14 protein-coding genes are annotated in these 15026 nt (G+C 64.3%); 2 read left to right on the top strand and 12 right to left on the bottom strand.

Annotated features, from left to right (window positions below; genetic code table 11):
- Positions 1-203 precede the first annotated feature (203 nt).
- The 7 genes from AC1DYC_RS01790 to AC1DYC_RS01760 all read right to left on the bottom strand — a co-directional run bounded on the left by AC1DYC_RS01790 (position 204) and on the right by AC1DYC_RS01760 (position 8686).
- On the bottom strand, positions 204-1802 hold the full coding sequence (locus AC1DYC_RS01790) for a WD40 repeat domain-containing protein (RefSeq protein WP_477403454.1): 1599 nt from the start codon (positions 1800-1802) through the stop codon (positions 204-206).
- A 105-nt stretch (positions 1803-1907) separates the two neighbouring features.
- On the bottom strand, positions 1908-2678 hold the full coding sequence (locus AC1DYC_RS01785) for an exodeoxyribonuclease III (RefSeq protein ID WP_477403452.1): 771 nt from the start codon (positions 2676-2678) through the stop codon (positions 1908-1910).
- A gap of 7 nt (positions 2679-2685) precedes the next feature.
- Positions 2686-3330 (bottom strand): alpha/beta hydrolase family protein, encoded by a 645-nt coding sequence (locus AC1DYC_RS01780; protein ID WP_477403450.1) that lies wholly within the window; start codon positions 3328-3330, stop codon positions 2686-2688.
- A gap of 205 nt (positions 3331-3535) precedes the next feature.
- Complete coding sequence (locus AC1DYC_RS01775; RefSeq protein ID WP_477403448.1) at positions 3536-4663, bottom strand: tetratricopeptide repeat protein; 1128 nt, start codon at positions 4661-4663, stop codon at positions 3536-3538.
- A complete protein-coding gene (ku, locus tag AC1DYC_RS01770) occupies positions 4660-5565 on the bottom strand; it encodes a non-homologous end joining protein Ku (protein ID WP_477403446.1) in 906 nt (301 codons plus the stop codon). Before ku ends, AC1DYC_RS01775 begins: the two co-directional genes overlap by 4 nt.
- A 363-nt stretch (positions 5566-5928) precedes the next feature.
- Positions 5929-8415 (bottom strand): DNA ligase D, encoded by a 2487-nt coding sequence (gene ligD, locus AC1DYC_RS01765; RefSeq protein ID WP_477403444.1) that lies wholly within the window; start codon positions 8413-8415, stop codon positions 5929-5931.
- A gap of 46 nt (positions 8416-8461) precedes the next feature.
- On the bottom strand, positions 8462-8686 hold the full coding sequence (locus AC1DYC_RS01760; protein WP_112566525.1) for a hypothetical protein: 225 nt from the start codon (positions 8684-8686) through the stop codon (positions 8462-8464).
- Between the two features lie 590 nt (positions 8687-9276).
- Here AC1DYC_RS01760 and AC1DYC_RS01755 point away from each other — a divergent pair.
- Both AC1DYC_RS01755 and AC1DYC_RS01750 read left to right on the top strand, forming a co-directional pair.
- A complete protein-coding gene (locus AC1DYC_RS01755; RefSeq protein WP_477403442.1) occupies positions 9277-10284 on the top strand; it encodes an aldo/keto reductase in 1008 nt (335 codons plus the stop codon).
- Positions 10285-10355: 71 nt separating this feature from the next.
- Complete coding sequence (locus AC1DYC_RS01750) at positions 10356-10853, top strand: N-acetyltransferase family protein (protein ID WP_477403440.1); 498 nt, start codon at positions 10356-10358, stop codon at positions 10851-10853.
- Positions 10854-10863: 10 nt separating this feature from the next.
- Here AC1DYC_RS01750 and AC1DYC_RS01745 read toward each other — a convergent pair whose 3' ends face one another.
- The 5 genes from AC1DYC_RS01745 to AC1DYC_RS01725 all read right to left on the bottom strand — a co-directional run bounded on the left by AC1DYC_RS01745 (position 10864) and on the right by AC1DYC_RS01725 (position 14936).
- Positions 10864-11106, bottom strand: a complete 243-nt coding sequence (locus tag AC1DYC_RS01745) for a hypothetical protein (protein ID WP_477403438.1) — start codon at positions 11104-11106, stop codon at positions 10864-10866.
- 148 nt (positions 11107-11254) lie between these two features.
- Positions 11255-11884: a glutathione S-transferase family protein gene (locus AC1DYC_RS01740; protein WP_477403436.1), complete on the bottom strand. Its 630-nt coding sequence runs from the start codon at positions 11882-11884 to the stop codon at positions 11255-11257.
- A 76-nt stretch (positions 11885-11960) separates the two neighbouring features.
- Entirely contained in the window at positions 11961-12971 is a 1011-nt protein-coding gene (locus AC1DYC_RS01735) for a LacI family DNA-binding transcriptional regulator (protein ID WP_477408124.1), read from the bottom strand.
- Positions 12972-13115: 144 nt separating this feature from the next.
- Complete coding sequence (locus AC1DYC_RS01730; RefSeq protein WP_477403434.1) at positions 13116-14129, bottom strand: alcohol dehydrogenase catalytic domain-containing protein; 1014 nt, start codon at positions 14127-14129, stop codon at positions 13116-13118.
- A 36-nt stretch (positions 14130-14165) separates the two neighbouring features.
- Positions 14166-14936, bottom strand: a complete 771-nt coding sequence (locus AC1DYC_RS01725; protein WP_477403432.1) for an L-iditol 2-dehydrogenase — start codon at positions 14934-14936, stop codon at positions 14166-14168.
- Positions 14937-15026: the final 90 nt, after the last annotated feature.

The following is a 15026-nucleotide window of genomic DNA, read 5'->3' as shown; positions in this document are numbered from 1 at the left end:
CCTCCAAAATTGACAGATAAAAGACAGGTTTTGGTAGTCGGTGCCGATGTCCGTTATATGACACGACCTTGCCCGGAGCGAACACATTTCTGCGTAGTCCTGAGCCGGTTGGGAATCGGGATTGAACGAAGCTGCCGACACGGCGTTCGGCTGGTCTATTGGCCATCTCCTTCGCGTGGAAGATCAGCTGCTTTGCAAACCATTCACTGCGGCGCGCCGGCAAACAGGATTTCGTCGTCGCCTGTCGCCGGCCAGTCCCTGATGGTGCGGTCGTCGCCGCCGGTCAGCAGCGTGCCGTCGGGGGCGAAGGCGACGGCGTAGATCGGACCGGTGCGGCTGTCGAACATGGCGATCTGGTTGCCGCTGTCGACGTCCCACAGCCGCGCCGTGCCGTCGAGCGAGCCGGAGGCCAGGCGCTTGCCGTCGGCCGACAGCGCCAGCGTGTAGACGGTGCCTTCGTGGCCTTCGAAGCGCCGCACCTCCTTGAACGTGTCGAGATCCCAGAGCTTGATCGTATAGTCGCCGCTGCCGGTGATGACGTGATGGCCGTCGGCGGTGAAGACGGCGCCGTAGGTGCCCTGCTCATGGCCGTGCCAGCTGCGCAGTTGCTTGCCGGTCTCGACGTCCCAGAATTTCAGCGTGCCATCGATGGAGCCGCTCAGCGCGCGCGTGCCGTCGGGCGAGATGGTGACCGTGCTGATCGGCCAGTCGTGCCCGGTCATCACATGCAGCGCGGATTTGTTGACGAGGTCCCAGACGATCACATTGCCGGTGTCGTGGCCACTGACGGCACGCTTGCCGTCCTGGCTGATGGCCAGCTTGCGCACGCCACCATTCTCGCCCGATGAGAAGACATGCAGCACCGTGCCGTCGGCGAGTTTTCGCAGCACGATTTCGCCGTCGTCGCCGGCGGTCAGCGCGGTGGCGCCGTCGGGCATGAACAGGGCCGTTCGCGCCATGTCCTTGTGCTCACCGAGATTGCGGATAAGCCGCTTGCCGGCGATATCCCAGAGCTTGATCATGTGGTCGGTGCTGGCGCTCATGATGTCGCGGCCATCGGCTGACACGGCGAGCCAGACGACGGCGTCGCGGTGACCGTCGGGCTCGGTCGGCAGCGGCGGTTCGGCCGGCGGCAAGGGCGCCACGGTTTCCGGGGGCGAAGGAAGTGTGGCTTGTGGCGGCGAGGCCGGAGCCGCCGGCGGAGCTGCTTCGGGTGGCGGGGCCGCCGGGGCAAGAGCGACTTCGGGTGGCTGCACCGGCGCAGGCGGCGGCGCCGGCGCCGGCGCTGCCGGAGGTTTGGCTGCCTGCTCAGGCGGCGCGGGCGGCGGGGCGACAGGCGGCGAACTCGGCGGCGCTGGCGGCGTCACCAGATCCGGCGGGACGCCGGCGACATCCTGGCCCTTCGGCTCGGCTTTGGGCTCGTTCGGGGCGGCTACCTCAGCGCCGGGGCCAGCTGCGCGCCACGGGCCGAACTGGTCGGCCAGCAGCGCCAGAACGACAATCGCCGGCAGAACCAGGAAGGCTTGCCGCATCCGCGGCCTGCCCGGGTTTTGCACCTCCGCTGCCCGACCGAACAATGGGGCTCCGGAGAGGTGGTTCGGGCCGCGCGGCAACAGGCCGGCAAAGAACAACAGCGCGCCGATCACACAGACCGCGCCGGCCGTAAACAAGGCAACCAGGGGCACGGAGGCAAAGGATGCTGCGATGCTCGCATCGGCCTGCGCCAGACGCTGCATGGCGAAACAGACCACGCCGATGACCAGCAAGACCAGCGCGAGCAGCCTGTCGGCACCCCTGTTCATTGGCTCTCTTCCCCAGGCCGCGTGCTCTGCGGCCGCCTGTCACGAAACTAGCAACGAAACGCGTAGCGCAAAATGCCAAGTATGAAAGTGGCTGACATCACGCTTCTACTTCAATTCCACCCACACCGGCGCGTGGTCGCTGGCGCCGTCCTGCCCGCGAACATCACGATCGATGCCGGCAGCAGTGAGGCGGCGCGCCAGTTTCTTCGACAGCAGGATGTGGTCGAGCCTCAAGCCGGCGTCGCGCGGCCAGCGGTTGCGGCGATAATCCCAGAATGTGTAGAGCGTTTCTTTCGGATGCTTTTTGCGCAACGCATCCGTCCAGCCCTGCTCGAGCAGGCGCTGGAAGGATGCGCGGCTTTCGGGCTGCACCAGCGCGTTGTCGTCATAGGAGCGGGTGGCGTAGATGTCGCGCGGCTCGGGCACGATGTTGTAGTCGCCGACCAGCGCCACCGGCAGGCCGGTGTCGAACAGCTGTTCGGCATGCGCCTCCAGCCTTTCATGCCACGCCAGCTTGTACTGGAATTTCGGCCCCGGCTGCGGGTTGCCGTTGGGCGCATAGAGGCAAGCGATGACGACACCATTGACGGCCGCCTCGATGTAGCGGCTCTGCCTGTCGGCCCCGTCGCCCGGCAGCGTGTCCGCGGTCAGCACTGGCTCGGATCCTCGCGCCAGGATAGCAACGCCGTTCCAGGTCGGCTCGCCCTTCCACACCGCACCATAGCCGGCGTCGGCAAGTGCCGTGCGCGGAAACTGCATGTCGCGCGCCTTCAACTCCTGCAGGCAGACAACATCGGGCTTGGCTGCGGCCAGCCATGCCAAGAGGTTCTGCAGCCGGCTGTTGATGTTGTTGATGTTGAAGGAGGCGAGTTTCATTTGGCGATCAGGAAACGATCCGCCCCGCCCAAACCTTCACGGTCTCCGCCAGCGTCTTCAGATGATCGGCAGTCGAAAACCCCGATACGCTCTTGCGCGGCTTCAGGTCGTGGTCGCCATCCTCCAGCCAGATCACCTCGATGGCGCCGGAAAGGCCGTAGGTCGCGACCTCGTCCCTGGTGCCGAATTCATCGCGCGTGCCCTGGAAGATCAGCGTCGGCGTCTTGAGATCGGCGAGGTGTTTGGTCCTCAGCTGCTCGGGCTTGGCCGGCGGATGGAAGGGATAGCCGAGACAGACGAGGCCCGAAATCTCGCCCTTGGAAAACATTTGGTCGGCGACCATCGAGGCGACGCGGCCGCCCATCGACTTGCCGCCGATGATCAGCTTCCCGGTGACGCCCCTGGCTCTCAGATCGGCGATTGCCTTGATGTATTCCGGGTTGACCGTCTCGGCGCGCGGCGGCGGCTTGCGATGGCCATAGCGGCGGGCCGCCATATAGTGGAATTCGAAGCGCGCGACCTGGAAGCCAGCCGCGGCCAGCGCCTTGGCGGTGGCGGTCATCGAAGGCGAGTCCATCGATGCGCCGGCGCCATGGGCTAGCAGAATGGTGACGGGGGCGGTGTCGTAGCCGTCGAAGAGGAAGGTGGTCATGAGGCGGCCTCGTTGGAGAGGTCGAGTTCCCGCCCACCCCCCTCTGGCCTGCCGGCCATCTCCCCCTCAAGGGGGGAGATCAGCAGCTCATGCGCCCAGCCTTTCCTTGCATCGTTGAAGATTGGCGAAAGCGGGTGAGCGCTTAATCTCCCCCCTTGCGGGGGAGATGTCCGGCAGGACAGAGGGGGGTGTTCACGCGCTAACATCACCCCGCCGTCCGCGCCATCTGCAGATCCACGAACTGTATGCCCTTTTGCGCCGTGCGCGCCCATTCGGAGTCGGCATCGAGTTCGAGGTAGCGCACCCAGTTCCGCCGTGCCTCGGCCAGATTGCCGGCGTCGAACTCCAGCCGGGCGAGGTTGAACACCGGATCGGCATAGCTCTTGTCGAGCGTAATCGCCTTTTGCAGGTGCCTGCGTGCGGAGGCGATCTTGCCTTCGTCGCTCATCAGCCCGGCGAGATTGAACCACGCTTCGACGAAGGCTGGATCGAGTTTGATGGCGCGGGCATAGTCATGCGCCGCGTCGGCCACCCGGCCCGCGCCGCGCAGGCAGTTGGCGCGGTTGAAGGCGGCAATGGAGTCGCTCGGATCGATGGCCATGCAGCGCTGATAGAGGGCTGCCGCATCGTCGTGTCGGCCCTCCTCTTCCGCGCTTTCAGCCTCGGTGAACAAGTCCTCCAGCGTGTCGTCGCCGGCTGCACTCGCGCTGCCGAGATCGAACAGCAGCTGGCCGTCAAGCTCGCTCTGGCCGCCTTCAAGGTAGATCGCATCAGGCCGGCCATGCTGCGAGCCGACATTGAGCGACTTGGCGGTGAGCGAGGCGACCGGACCGGAGCGGTGCACGGAGCGCGCAATCGCGCCCCATGAAGCGCCGCCGGCGACCAGCCCGGCATATTTGCGGGCCAGGATGAGGTCGCGGAAGGAGTAGGGTTCTGAATCATGCTCGAACGCGTCGAACAGGCTGAGCAGGTCGAGATCGGTGCCCGACAGTTTCGACTGGTCGATCAGCGACTGCCTGGACAGCGACGACGCCTCCGGCGCCTTCATCAAGCCGAGCAGGCGCAGAAAGCCGTTTTCGCTGATTAGCACGCGGCCGGCGGCGCGCTCGGCTGAGATGCGGCGCTCGATCTCGGCATCGCCGGCCTTCGCCATACCGGCCTTGGCGAGCAGCGTGCGCCCGAACACGACATGGCTGCTGCGCCGGGTGACGCCGCGTCGCAACTGGCCATGCCGGCGCTCGACCTCGCGCGCGGCGAGCCGCAGCGGGAACGCCGCCAACGCACCGATGGTGCCGAAGACGGCGCCCGGGATTATACCGGTCGGCGCCGTCACCCCTTGCTCTTGCCGACGGCCTTGAGCAGGTTGGCCTTCAACGGGTTTTCCTTGGCCGCACCTGCCTTGGCTTTGGCGGCGGGCTTCTCCGCCTCGTCGGCCTTGCTCTTCGACTTGGCCGGCGGCTTGGCCGATTGCGACAGGCTCGCCTTCAGCGCATCCATCAGGTTGATGACATTGCCGCGTTCGGGGGCTGCCGCAATGATCGGCTTGTGGCCTTTGAGCTTCTCGCGGATCATCGTCATCAGCGCGATCTCGTAGCGATCCTCGTAGTTCTTCGGATCGAAAGTGGTTTCCTTCTGCTTGATCAGCGCTTCGGCCAATTGCAGCATTTCGGCGTCAGGCTTTCCGGCCGGGATGTTGCCGAAATATTCAGCCGTGCCACGCACTTCGTTCGGATTTCTCAAGGTGCAGACGAACATGCCGTTTTCGCGCGAACCGATCGTCACCACGCGTTCTCGGCTGGACAGGACGAGGCGGGCGATCGCCAGCTTGCCGGATTTGCGCATGGCTTCGCGCAGCACGGCGAAGGTTTCCTCCGCCATGGCACCATCCGGAGCCATGTAGTACGGCGCATCCTGGTAGATGACGTCGACCTCGTCTTCATCGACAAAGGCCTCGATGTTCATCGTGTGGTTGGATTCGATGCGCACCGCGTCGAGGTCGGAATCATCGATGATGATGTACTGCTTGTCCTCGTACTCGTAGCCCTTGACCAGATCCGAGCGCTCGACCAGTCCCAGTTCCGGATCGACCGGTTTCATATTGATGCGGTTGTGGGTCTTCTTGTGCAGCTGATTGAACGAGATGCGCTCGCTTGTCGTCGTTGCCGGATAGAGCCGGACCGGACAGCTGACGAGGCTGAGCTTGAGGTAACCTTTCCAACTTGCCCTGGGCGCCATGATCTACTCCTACGCGGCCATGCACTGACAACAACTGCAGCGCTTTTCGTCCGAAGGACGATTGGCGCCGAGGAAATCCTACACCGACCCCGTACGATACAGGCAAATCCCTAGCGAAATCTTCCGGTCGCCTTGGAGGTCTTGGTCCGAGAATAATTCAAATTGTCTGAAGCGTCGATGGACTTGGGTTCCTCGCCCCCGCGGAGCGGGGGAGAGGTGGCTCGGCGAAGCCGAGACGGAGAGGGGGAATGGCGCGGCCTGAGTGTTTCCAGGGGTGTGCCTCAACCTTGGAATGTCGGCCCTGCCCCTCTCCGTCCGCTTCGCGGACACCTCTCCCCACTCCGTGGGGCGAGGAACCCAATCTTATTTGAAGGCCGGCAAATCCCTCGCAAAATCCTCCATGTCCGCCCAGGGATCACCCGACGTCGCCAACAGCCCCGGCAACGAGGAGTAGTTCAGATCCTGCGGCGCATCGATGGTCTCCAGGTCGCTCCAGCTCACCGGCGTCGAGGCCGGCAGATTGGTGCGGGCGCGCAGCGAATAGGGGGCGGCGGAGGTGTGGCCGCGGGCGTTGCGGTGATAGTCGATGAAGATGCGGCGCTTGCGGTTTTCCTTGCCCATGGTGGTGGTGAAGGTGTCGGGCGCGCTGGCCGCCAGATGGGTGGAGATGGCGCTGGTTGCCTGGTGCAGCTTCTTCCAGTTCTGCTTTTGCGTCACCGGCACTGTGATGTGGATGCCGCTGCCGCCGGATGTCTTGGCGAACGGCACCAGGCCGAGCCCTTCCAACTGGCCCTTGATGTGGACGGCGGCCTCGACCACTTCGCGCCAGGCGATGCCCTCGCCCGGATCGAGGTCGAAGACGATCAGGTCGGGCTTGTCGAGGCTGATGCGGTGCGTGCCCCAGGTGTGGAACTCGACGACGCCGAACTGCGCCAGCGCCAGATAGCCTTTTGCGCCCTCGACCGACAGGAAGGACTTCGTCTCGCCCTCGGAATTGACGCTATCGAATGTAACCACCGAAGGCGGCATGCCGGTGAAGGCGTGGCGCTGGAAGAAACAGTCCTTGGGCAGGCCGGTCGGGCAGCGTACCAGCGACACCGGGCGGCCCATGATGTGCGGCAGCATGAAATCGCCGACCAGCGCGTAGTAGACGGCGATGTCGAGCTTGGTCGGCCCGGTCTTGCCGAACAGCCGGCGCTCGGGATTGGTCACCCAGATGGTGGCGAGGTCTGCCTCGGCGATCAGCCGCTTGCGCTTGGGCGATACCGGCGTCGACAGGCCGACATGGCGCAGGCCGCGAAACACGCCGTGGCGCAGCGCATTGTCCGCCGTGCGGTTGGCATAGTGGATGCGGGCCGACAGCATTGGCCGCACCCATTTCATCTCGCGCATGATCTCGCGCGGCACGCCCTCGGGTGGCGTCGCGCCGTCGCGTAACGGCTCCAGCCTTGCCAGCAAGTCGCCTGCGGTTGCGGCGTCGAAGCCGGTGCCGACCTTGCCGCGATAATGCAGTTCGCCATCCTCGAATTCGGCCATGCCGAGTGCAGCCAATCCCTCTGCCCTATCGGAGATGGTGTAGCCGGCAATGACGAAGTCGCCCTTCTCCAGTGCCTTGACCTTGGTCCAGCTCTTGGTGCGGCCGCTCTGGTAAATGGCATTGGCGCGCTTGGAGACGATGCCTTCCAGCCCGTGTTCGGTCGCCTGGTCATAGAGCCCCTGCCCGTCGCCCTCGACATGATCGCTCAGCTGGATGGCGGAGTTGGCGCCCACACCAGCGAGAAGCTCGGCGAGCAGAGCCTTGCGCTTTATGAGCGGCGCCTTGCGCAGGTCCCAGCCGTCGAGATGCAGCAGGTCGAAGGCATAGAAATGCAATTTGGAGCCCGCACCCGCCGACAGCGCGTCCTGCAGCAGCGCGAAGCGCGAAATGCCCTTCTCGTCGAGCACCATGATCTCGCCGTCCAAGATCGCCTGGTTGAGCGGTAGCCGCGAAAAGGCTTGCGGCAGGTCGCCATAGCGCTTCGTCCAGTCGATGCCGCCGCGCGTGATCAGGCGCACCTCGCCATCGGTGACATGCGCCATGGTGCGGTAGCCGTCGAATTTTATCTCATGCAGCCAAAGCTCACCGGTATCTTCCAGCGGCCCGCCCGGTGGCTTCGGCACCTGGGTTGCGAGCTGCGGTTCGATGCGCGACGGCGGATCGCCCCTGACAGCGCCGGGCAGCGCGCCGGGTTTCAGCGCGCCCGGTTTTGGCGGCAGGCGGGCCGGCTTCTTCGGCGGCGGCGCCAACTCCTCGATGCGCTTGCCGGATTTCACGCTCTCCGGCCGCGCTTCAAGGATATCGAGCTCGGTATCGGCGGCGAGGTCGCGCTCCTTGAACAGCAGCCAGTTCTTCTTGTTCTCGTCCTCACCGGGCTTCGGCTTCAGGCGGGTCAGCATCCAGCCGCCATTGAGTTTTTCGCCTGCCAACCGGAACTTGAACGCGCCGGTGCGCAGGCTCTTGTCGACATTGTCCATCGGCGCCCAGGTGCCGGTGTCCCAGACGATCATCGGCCCGCCGCCATATTCGCCTTCGGGAATGACGCCTTCGAAGTCGATATATTCGAGCGGATGATCCTCGGTCTCGACGGCAAGCCGCTTGTCGGCCGGGTTGAGCGAAGGCCCGCGCGGCACCGCCCAGCTTTTCAGCACGCCGCCGACCTGCAGGCGCAAATCGTAATGGTCGGCGGTGGCGTGGTGCTTGTGGACGACGAAGCGGTTGCCGTCGGCCGAAACGAGCCCGCCCGCCGGTTCCGGCGTTTTCGAAAATTCGCGCTTGGCGCGATAGGCTCTGAGCTTGGGCGGGGCGGTCATGTCCGCATGCTAGGCGGGATGCGGGCTGTGCTCAATCGATGGCAGCTCAATCGTCGGTGGCCGGCGTCAGGTCGAGCTCGGCCGGGGAAAGACCGCCCTGAAGCTGGCTCAGCCGGAACTCGTCGACCCAGTAGGCTTCGCCATCGACCAGCACGCGGGCAGAGTAGACGCCGCCGGAAAAGCTTTGCGCGGTGACATACACCTTGTGCCGGTCGAGCGCCTTGCGCACGGCGGCGCGCTTGGAATTCTGGCTGGAAGTAGGACTGACCATCCGACGCTCATACACAACAGCCGCAGGACATAACGGCTACCTAAGGATGCTGGAGATCAGGTGCTCTGTCAATTTTGACTGCTTGTCGGCGTCAGGCAGCCTTCCGCTGTATCAGGCTGGCCAGAACGGTGCGCATTCCCGAATACGATGGGCCGCCAATTTTCACTTCCCAATCTGTGTTGCGTTTCCGAGGGTGCTTCACGCTCCGCAACGCTGCGCGGAATGTGTTCGGGTCAACACCTACAGTTCGAGCCATTTCTTCGGCGGTTGTGCGATTGGCAATCATGTCGTCTCCTATGCTTTCCGCTAGGCATATAGGGCTTTTGCACAACTCGACCAAGGAATTAGGGCGTTTGCCCTGATTTCAAACTGAGACACTATCTTTGTTCCGCAGCCAGCTCGGGCGTGCCCGCACCGCGCTGCGATAGATGTTGGGCGCGCTGCCGGCGTTACCGATGCAGGCCGGGGTCCGGCTGACTGGCACGCTGGGCGTCATGCCCTATGCCATCGACGTAGAAAGCGCCGAGCCCCTATGGAAACTGAGCGAGCGGCTCCTATAATTCCATCTGTCCTCCCGGAGATCACAGACAATGACCTTGAGCACCCGCAAACTCGGCAGCCAGGGGCTGCAGGTCTCGGCGATCGGCCTCGGCTGCATGGGCATGAGCCAGTCCTACGGCCCGGCCGACGAGACGGAATCGATCGCCACCTTGCACCGCGCCATCGAACTCGGCTGCACCTTCCTCGACACGGCGGAAGTCTACGGCGCCTATGCCAATGAAGAATTGCTCGGGCGAGCGCTGAAGGGCCGGCGCGATGCGGTGACGCTTGCCACCAAATTCGGCTTCCGCATCGAAAACGGCAGACAGGTCGGCACGGAGCGCGACAGCCGGCCCGAGCATATCCGCGAGGCGCTCGAAGGCTCGCTGAAGCGGCTCGGCACCGACCATGTCGACCTCTACTACCAGCACCGCGTCGACCCTGCGGTACCGATGGAAGACGTCGCCGGTACGATCGGCCGGCTGGTCGCCGAGGGCAAGGTGCGTTTCTTCGGCCTGTCGGAGGCGGGTGCGGCCAACATCAGCCGCGCGCATGCCGTGCATCCGATGTCGGCGCTGCAGAGCGAATATTCGCTGTGGGAGCGCAACCTGGAGCCGGAGATCATCCCGTTGCTCAAAAAACTCGGCATCGGCCTGGTGCCGTTCGCGCCGCTCGGCCGCGGTTTTCTTGCCGGCGACGTCAAGCGCGCCGAGGAGTATCCCGAAGGCGATTTCCGGCGCGGCGACCCGCGCTACCAGGGCGCCAACTACGACGCTAACGTCACGGCAGCGGCTGCCGTGCAGGAGGTAGCCAACGCCAAGGGCGTAAAGCCCGCACAGATCGCGCTGGCCTGGGTGCTCGCCAAGGGCGACAGTTTCGGCATCGACATCGTGCCGATCCCTGGCACCAAGCGGCGAAAATATCTGGAGGAGAATGTCGCGGCGGCGGCGATCAAGCTCTACCCCGCCGAGATGCAGGCCCTCGACGCGGCGCTTGCGCCGGGCAAGGTCGCAGGCCCGCGCTACAATGAGCGGGTAATGACGACGATCGACAGGTAGAGCGATCTCCCCTTCTTTCGTACCCCTGCGCGGCTCTTGATTGCCGGCGCGATCTTGGCATGATCGTCGCAATGACCCAGATCAGAGCCATGACCGTAAGAGACGTGCCGTTGGTGTCGCGGCTGTTGGGTGAATCCTGGCGGCGTACCTATTCACCGATCATGGGACCCGAGACCACCGCGCGGCTCTCGGATGACAGGCACGCGCCCGAGCGGCTGGCGGCCGAATTGCTGGATAACAACAAGATGTCGTTCGTGGCCGAACGGCCGGACGGTTCGATTGCCGGTTATGCAATGGCGGCCATGGACGATCGTGGCGATGTCATGCTCGACCGGCTGCACATCGACAAGACCGAGTTCGGCAGCGGGCTCGCCACCGACCTGCTGCACGCGGTGCTCGCCGCCCATGCCGGTATTCCCAGCATTGCGCTGGAAGTGATCGAAGGCAACGACCGGGCGATCGCCTTCTACCGCAAGCACGGCTTCGAAATGGTCGAACGCCGCCCGGCCGCGCACGGCGTCGGCGGCCACGCTTCGGTGATTATGCGCAGGCTGCTGTCGAGGGCGTAGAAGTGAGGCTCTACTGAAACCCCATCGCCGGCACCACCGGCCCGTCCTCGTCGTCCGGCATATCGAGAATTTCGATCAGCCGCGCCACCTTCGTTCCCGGCAAGGGGCGGCCCTCGTTGACCAGCGCCTCGTCGGCACCGAGCCAGGCGAAGGCCTCGCGCAGTTCTTCAAGGCTGGCGTCGGTCAGCGCGATGTCGGCAATGACTGCCTCGTCTACTGGGCCCAACACCGAAATGATATCGTCGCGTGTCATGGTCACCTCCATGCAAGGTGCCGGCCTGTCGTCGAGATGACGCCGGGATCCGGCATCCAGCCGGCGGACTGCGAGCTCGAAAACCGCCGACAGAGCAGAATCTGGGTCTTGTTTTCGACCAGACAAGGTGAACGCGCGCCTTTTGCCCTCACCCGCCTGAATGCGGATCGATGCCGTAGACATGCACGGGATAGCCCGGACCGATGGCATCCGCCACCCGACCCATCCAGGCAAGGACCGCCGGAAAATCCGCCAGCGCATAGCCGCAATCCTCGGCCAGGTGGCCGTAGGCATAGACAGCGATGTCGGCGATGGTGAGCGTGTCGCCGACAAGGAAAGGCGTATCGTTCAGGCTGCGCTCCAGCGCGGCAAGCGTGCGGGCGCCGGCCTCGCGCTTGGCCGTGACCATGGCCTGATTGCGCTCCAGCCTTCCCGTCAATGTCCAGAAGCGCAGCGAGCCGATGACTGGCTCGACATGATACTGCTCGAAGAACAGCCACTGCATGATCTTGGCGTTGACATAGCGATCGGCCGGCAGGAACGGCGTGCCTTCGGCGAGATAGATCAGGATGGCATTCGATTCAGCAATCGCGCGGCCATCCTCGAGCTCGAGCACGGGAACGGCACCGGCCGGGTTGAGCTTCAGGAAGGCCTCTGTGTGGCTCTCGCCCTCGAAGATCGAGACAAGGCGGCTCTCATAGGGAATGGCGAGCAGCCCGAGCACGACCCTCGCCTTCCAGCCATTTTGCGACGGCAGATAGTCATGAAGCTTAAGCATGGCTGTCCCTCTGGTACGAGCGGCATCAGTTTGCACGCCGCCGCGAAACTCGCCACCCGATTCCTGCTGCCTCGCCTCAGGCCGAGCTGCGCAGCATCAGCTCGGCGTTGAGCAGGATACGGCCGTTGCCGGGTTTCGCGGCCGGCGATTTTTCATCCAGCCGCTGCAGCAGCAGTTCGATGGCCAGGCGGCCGATCTCGTTGTAGTTCTGCGCCACTGTCGTGATCGGTGGGCAGGCGTAGCGTGACAGCGGATGGTCGTCGTGCCCGGCGACTCTGAGGTCACAATCCGCGCCATGGCCAACCTTCAGGCCTAATTGATAGGCGGCGGCGAGCACGCCGAAGGCAACACGGTCGTTGGCGCAAAGCACCGTTTTGGTCGGAAAGCCCTGTGACTTCAGGATACGCAGCGCTTCGTCAAAGCCGAATTTTTCGAAATCCCACGACCGCGCATCAGTGACAGGCACGATTTCAGGCGTCATCTTGAACTGCTGCATGGCCTCGACATAGGCATCCTGCCGCGCCGAGGCGTTGTTGTTGACCAGCGGCATGGCGAAGTAGCAGGGCGGCTCGCCGGAGCGGCAGAGATAATCGACGATGAGCCTGAAACTCTGGCGGTTGTCGGTGCCGACGAAGGAGGAGGTCTCGTCGAGCGGCGAGTCGACGTAGATCAGCGGAATGCTCGAGCCGAGCTCGGCCAGGATCCGGTGGTGCGACCGCACGCCGAGCGGCGCGATGATGGCGCCGGCGATGTTCATCGACCTGAACGTCTGGATCGCCTGGTCCTCCATCTCGGCGCGTCCGTCGGAGGACAGGACAAACGCCAGGAAGCCGGCTTCGTTGGCGATCAGCTCGATGCGGCGCGTCAGCGCCATGTAGAACGGATCGGTCGAGTTCGGAATGATGACGCCCAAAATGTTGCTGCGGCGGCGGTTGAGATTGACGGCGAACATGCTCGGCCGGAAATCGGATTTCTTCAGCGCTGCCTCGATGGCGCTGCGGGTGTTCTTGCGGACCGAATTGGGGTCGTTGAAATATTTGGAGACGGTGGTGCGCGACAGACCGACGAAGTCGGAGAAGTCCTCCATCGTCCTGATCGTCTTTGCCATTCACACGCTCCCTGTCCGGACTGGCATCTTGATAGATGAGTCACGTTTTTTCGGAAAGGCGAAGCCAACAGTCATTCCCGCATGGCCGCAGCCTGGCTGCCATGGCAGCGGCCCATGCGGATTCTACTGTTCCGCGGAGAATTGTACCTTCATTGTTGCCGGATCACTGCCGCCCTTGGCGAAAAACGGCAGCAGTTCGGCAAGCGGCAGTTGGTGGCTGACCAGCCGCGCCATCGTGCCGTCGTCGCGTTTGAGGATGTCGAGCGCCTGCGGGATGTTGCGGTTGAGCGAATGCGATCCTGCCAATCTGATCTGGCGGCGGAAAATCTCGAATGGGGCAACCGAAATCCTGGCGTCGGGCGCGCAAACGCCGAAGACGAGCGCCGTGCCGCCATCAGCCGTGAAGCCGATCATACCCTCGACCACCTTGGCGACACCGGTGGCGTCGGCGACGAAATCGAAGCTGCGCGCCCGCGCCGACAGCGCCTGCGATCCGGACACCAGCGGCTCCAGCCCGAGCGTCTCAGCGAATGCAAGCCGTTGTTCGCTGATGTCGGCGACCGCCACGTGTTTGACGCCCTTGGCCTTGAGCGAGAGGGCAAGCAGCAGGCCGATCGGCCCGGCGCCGAAGACCAGCGCGGTGCCCGGTATGGATTTGCCGGCCTCGATGCCGGCGCTACCCAGGCCGTTCAGCACGCAGGCCAGCGGCTCGGCCAGCGCCGCCGTGGCGAAACCGAGATCGCCGATGCCGTGCAGATGGTCGACGGCAACCAGGCTGAACTCGGCGAAGCCGCCATCTGCGGTCACGCCATAGGCTTTCAGGCTGGCGCACAGATTGGTGAGGCCCTTGCTGCAGGCGGGGCAATGCCCGCACGGGATGTTGGGATCGACGGCGACCCGGTCGCCGGGCCTGACGGTGGCCACATCGGTGGCGACTGCTTCCACCGTGCCGGCGTATTCATGACCGGGGACCAGCGGAAACGCGCCCTCCCCGTAGCGGTCATGCAGGACCTCGATGTCGGTGTGGCAAAGCCCTGCGGCGCGGACCCGCACCAGAGCGTGCCCCGGCTTGACCTTTGGCAGGTCCAGCTCCGCCATGCCGGCAACGCCCGCGGCGGTAAATCGGATGGCCTTCATTTCAATCTCCCTTGGCGATGCGGCGTGGAGAGCGCTTCAGCTCATCCAGTTGCCGCCATCGACATTGTAGGTCTGGGCGAGGATGTAGTCGCTGTCGGACGAGGCGAGGAATACGGCCAGCCCGGCAATGTCTTCGGGTTGGGCGAAACGGCCGATCGGGACCGCCTTTGCCACGGCGGCCTTCTTCTCGCCGGGCTTCAGGCCCTCCCAGCGGGCGAAATGGGCGTCGACGACATCCCAATGCTCGCCGTCGACGACGCCGGGCGCGATGGCATTGACGTTGATGCCGTGCTTGACCAGCGCCAATGCCGCCGACTGCGTCGCCGAGATGATCGCTGCCTTGGAGGCGCAGTAAAGTGTCACCAGTGCCTCGCCACGGCGACCGGCCTGGCTCGCCATGTTGATGATCTTGCCGCCGCGGCCACGCACGATCATCACATTGGCCACCGCCTTCATCATAAACAGCGGTCCCTTGAGATTGATGGAGAAGACGCGATCGTAGCTTGCCTCGGTGATCTCGGTGATCGGCGCCATGTCGAAGATGGCCGCATTGTTGACGAGAATGTCGATGCCGCCGAAATCGCGGTCCACCTCGGCAACGACCCTATCGATCGCAGCGAGGTCGGTGACGTCGAGCTTGACGGCGCTGGCCAAAGGGCCGATCGCAGCGGCCGCCCGCGTCGCACGCTCGATGTCGATATCGGCAATCACCACCCTGGCGCCTTCGCGCGCATAGGCTTGCGCAAAACCGAGGCCAATGCCGCGCGCGCCGCCGGTTATCAGGGCAATCTTGTTCTTCAGTCTCATGTCAATTCTTTCCCGACTTCTCGAAAGATGTGCCGCCAATTGGCGGCCGGCGCGTCGCCACCTGCAAGGGAAACACGGACCCGCTGTGGG

It is taken from the genome of Mesorhizobium sp. P2_E7 (assembly GCF_056403855.1).
The sequence above is the reverse complement of the archived record's forward strand: the minus strand, read 5'-3'. Positions and strand labels throughout refer to the sequence as shown.

Coding starts and splice junctions, on each gene's coding strand:
- AC1DYC_RS01790 (WP_477403454.1), bottom strand. CDS start 1,802: ATGAACAGGGGTGCCGACAGGCTGCTCGCGCTGGTCTTGCTGGTCATC.
- ligD (WP_477403444.1), bottom strand. CDS start 8,415: ATGACCGCCCCGCCCAAGCTCAGAGCCTATCGCGCCAAGCGCGAATTT.
- AC1DYC_RS01735 (WP_477408124.1), bottom strand. CDS start 12,971: ATGGAGGACTTCTCCGACTTCGTCGGTCTGTCGCGCACCACCGTCTCC.
- AC1DYC_RS01755 (WP_477403442.1), top strand. CDS start 9,277: ATGACCTTGAGCACCCGCAAACTCGGCAGCCAGGGGCTGCAGGTCTCG.
- AC1DYC_RS01740 (WP_477403436.1), bottom strand. CDS start 11,884: ATGCTTAAGCTTCATGACTATCTGCCGTCGCAAAATGGCTGGAAGGCG.
- AC1DYC_RS01730 (WP_477403434.1), bottom strand. CDS start 14,129: ATGAAGGCCATCCGATTTACCGCCGCGGGCGTTGCCGGCATGGCGGAG.
- AC1DYC_RS01785 (WP_477403452.1), bottom strand. CDS start 2,678: ATGAAACTCGCCTCCTTCAACATCAACAACATCAACAGCCGGCTGCAG.
- AC1DYC_RS01780 (WP_477403450.1), bottom strand. CDS start 3,330: ATGACCACCTTCCTCTTCGACGGCTACGACACCGCCCCCGTCACCATT.
- AC1DYC_RS01725 (WP_477403432.1), bottom strand. CDS start 14,936: ATGAGACTGAAGAACAAGATTGCCCTGATAACCGGCGGCGCGCGCGGC.
- ku (WP_477403446.1), bottom strand. CDS start 5,565: ATGGCGCCCAGGGCAAGTTGGAAAGGTTACCTCAAGCTCAGCCTCGTC.
- AC1DYC_RS01760 (WP_112566525.1), bottom strand. CDS start 8,686: ATGGTCAGTCCTACTTCCAGCCAGAATTCCAAGCGCGCCGCCGTGCGC.
- AC1DYC_RS01750 (WP_477403440.1), top strand. CDS start 10,356: ATGACCCAGATCAGAGCCATGACCGTAAGAGACGTGCCGTTGGTGTCG.
- AC1DYC_RS01745 (WP_477403438.1), bottom strand. CDS start 11,106: ATGACACGCGACGATATCATTTCGGTGTTGGGCCCAGTAGACGAGGCA.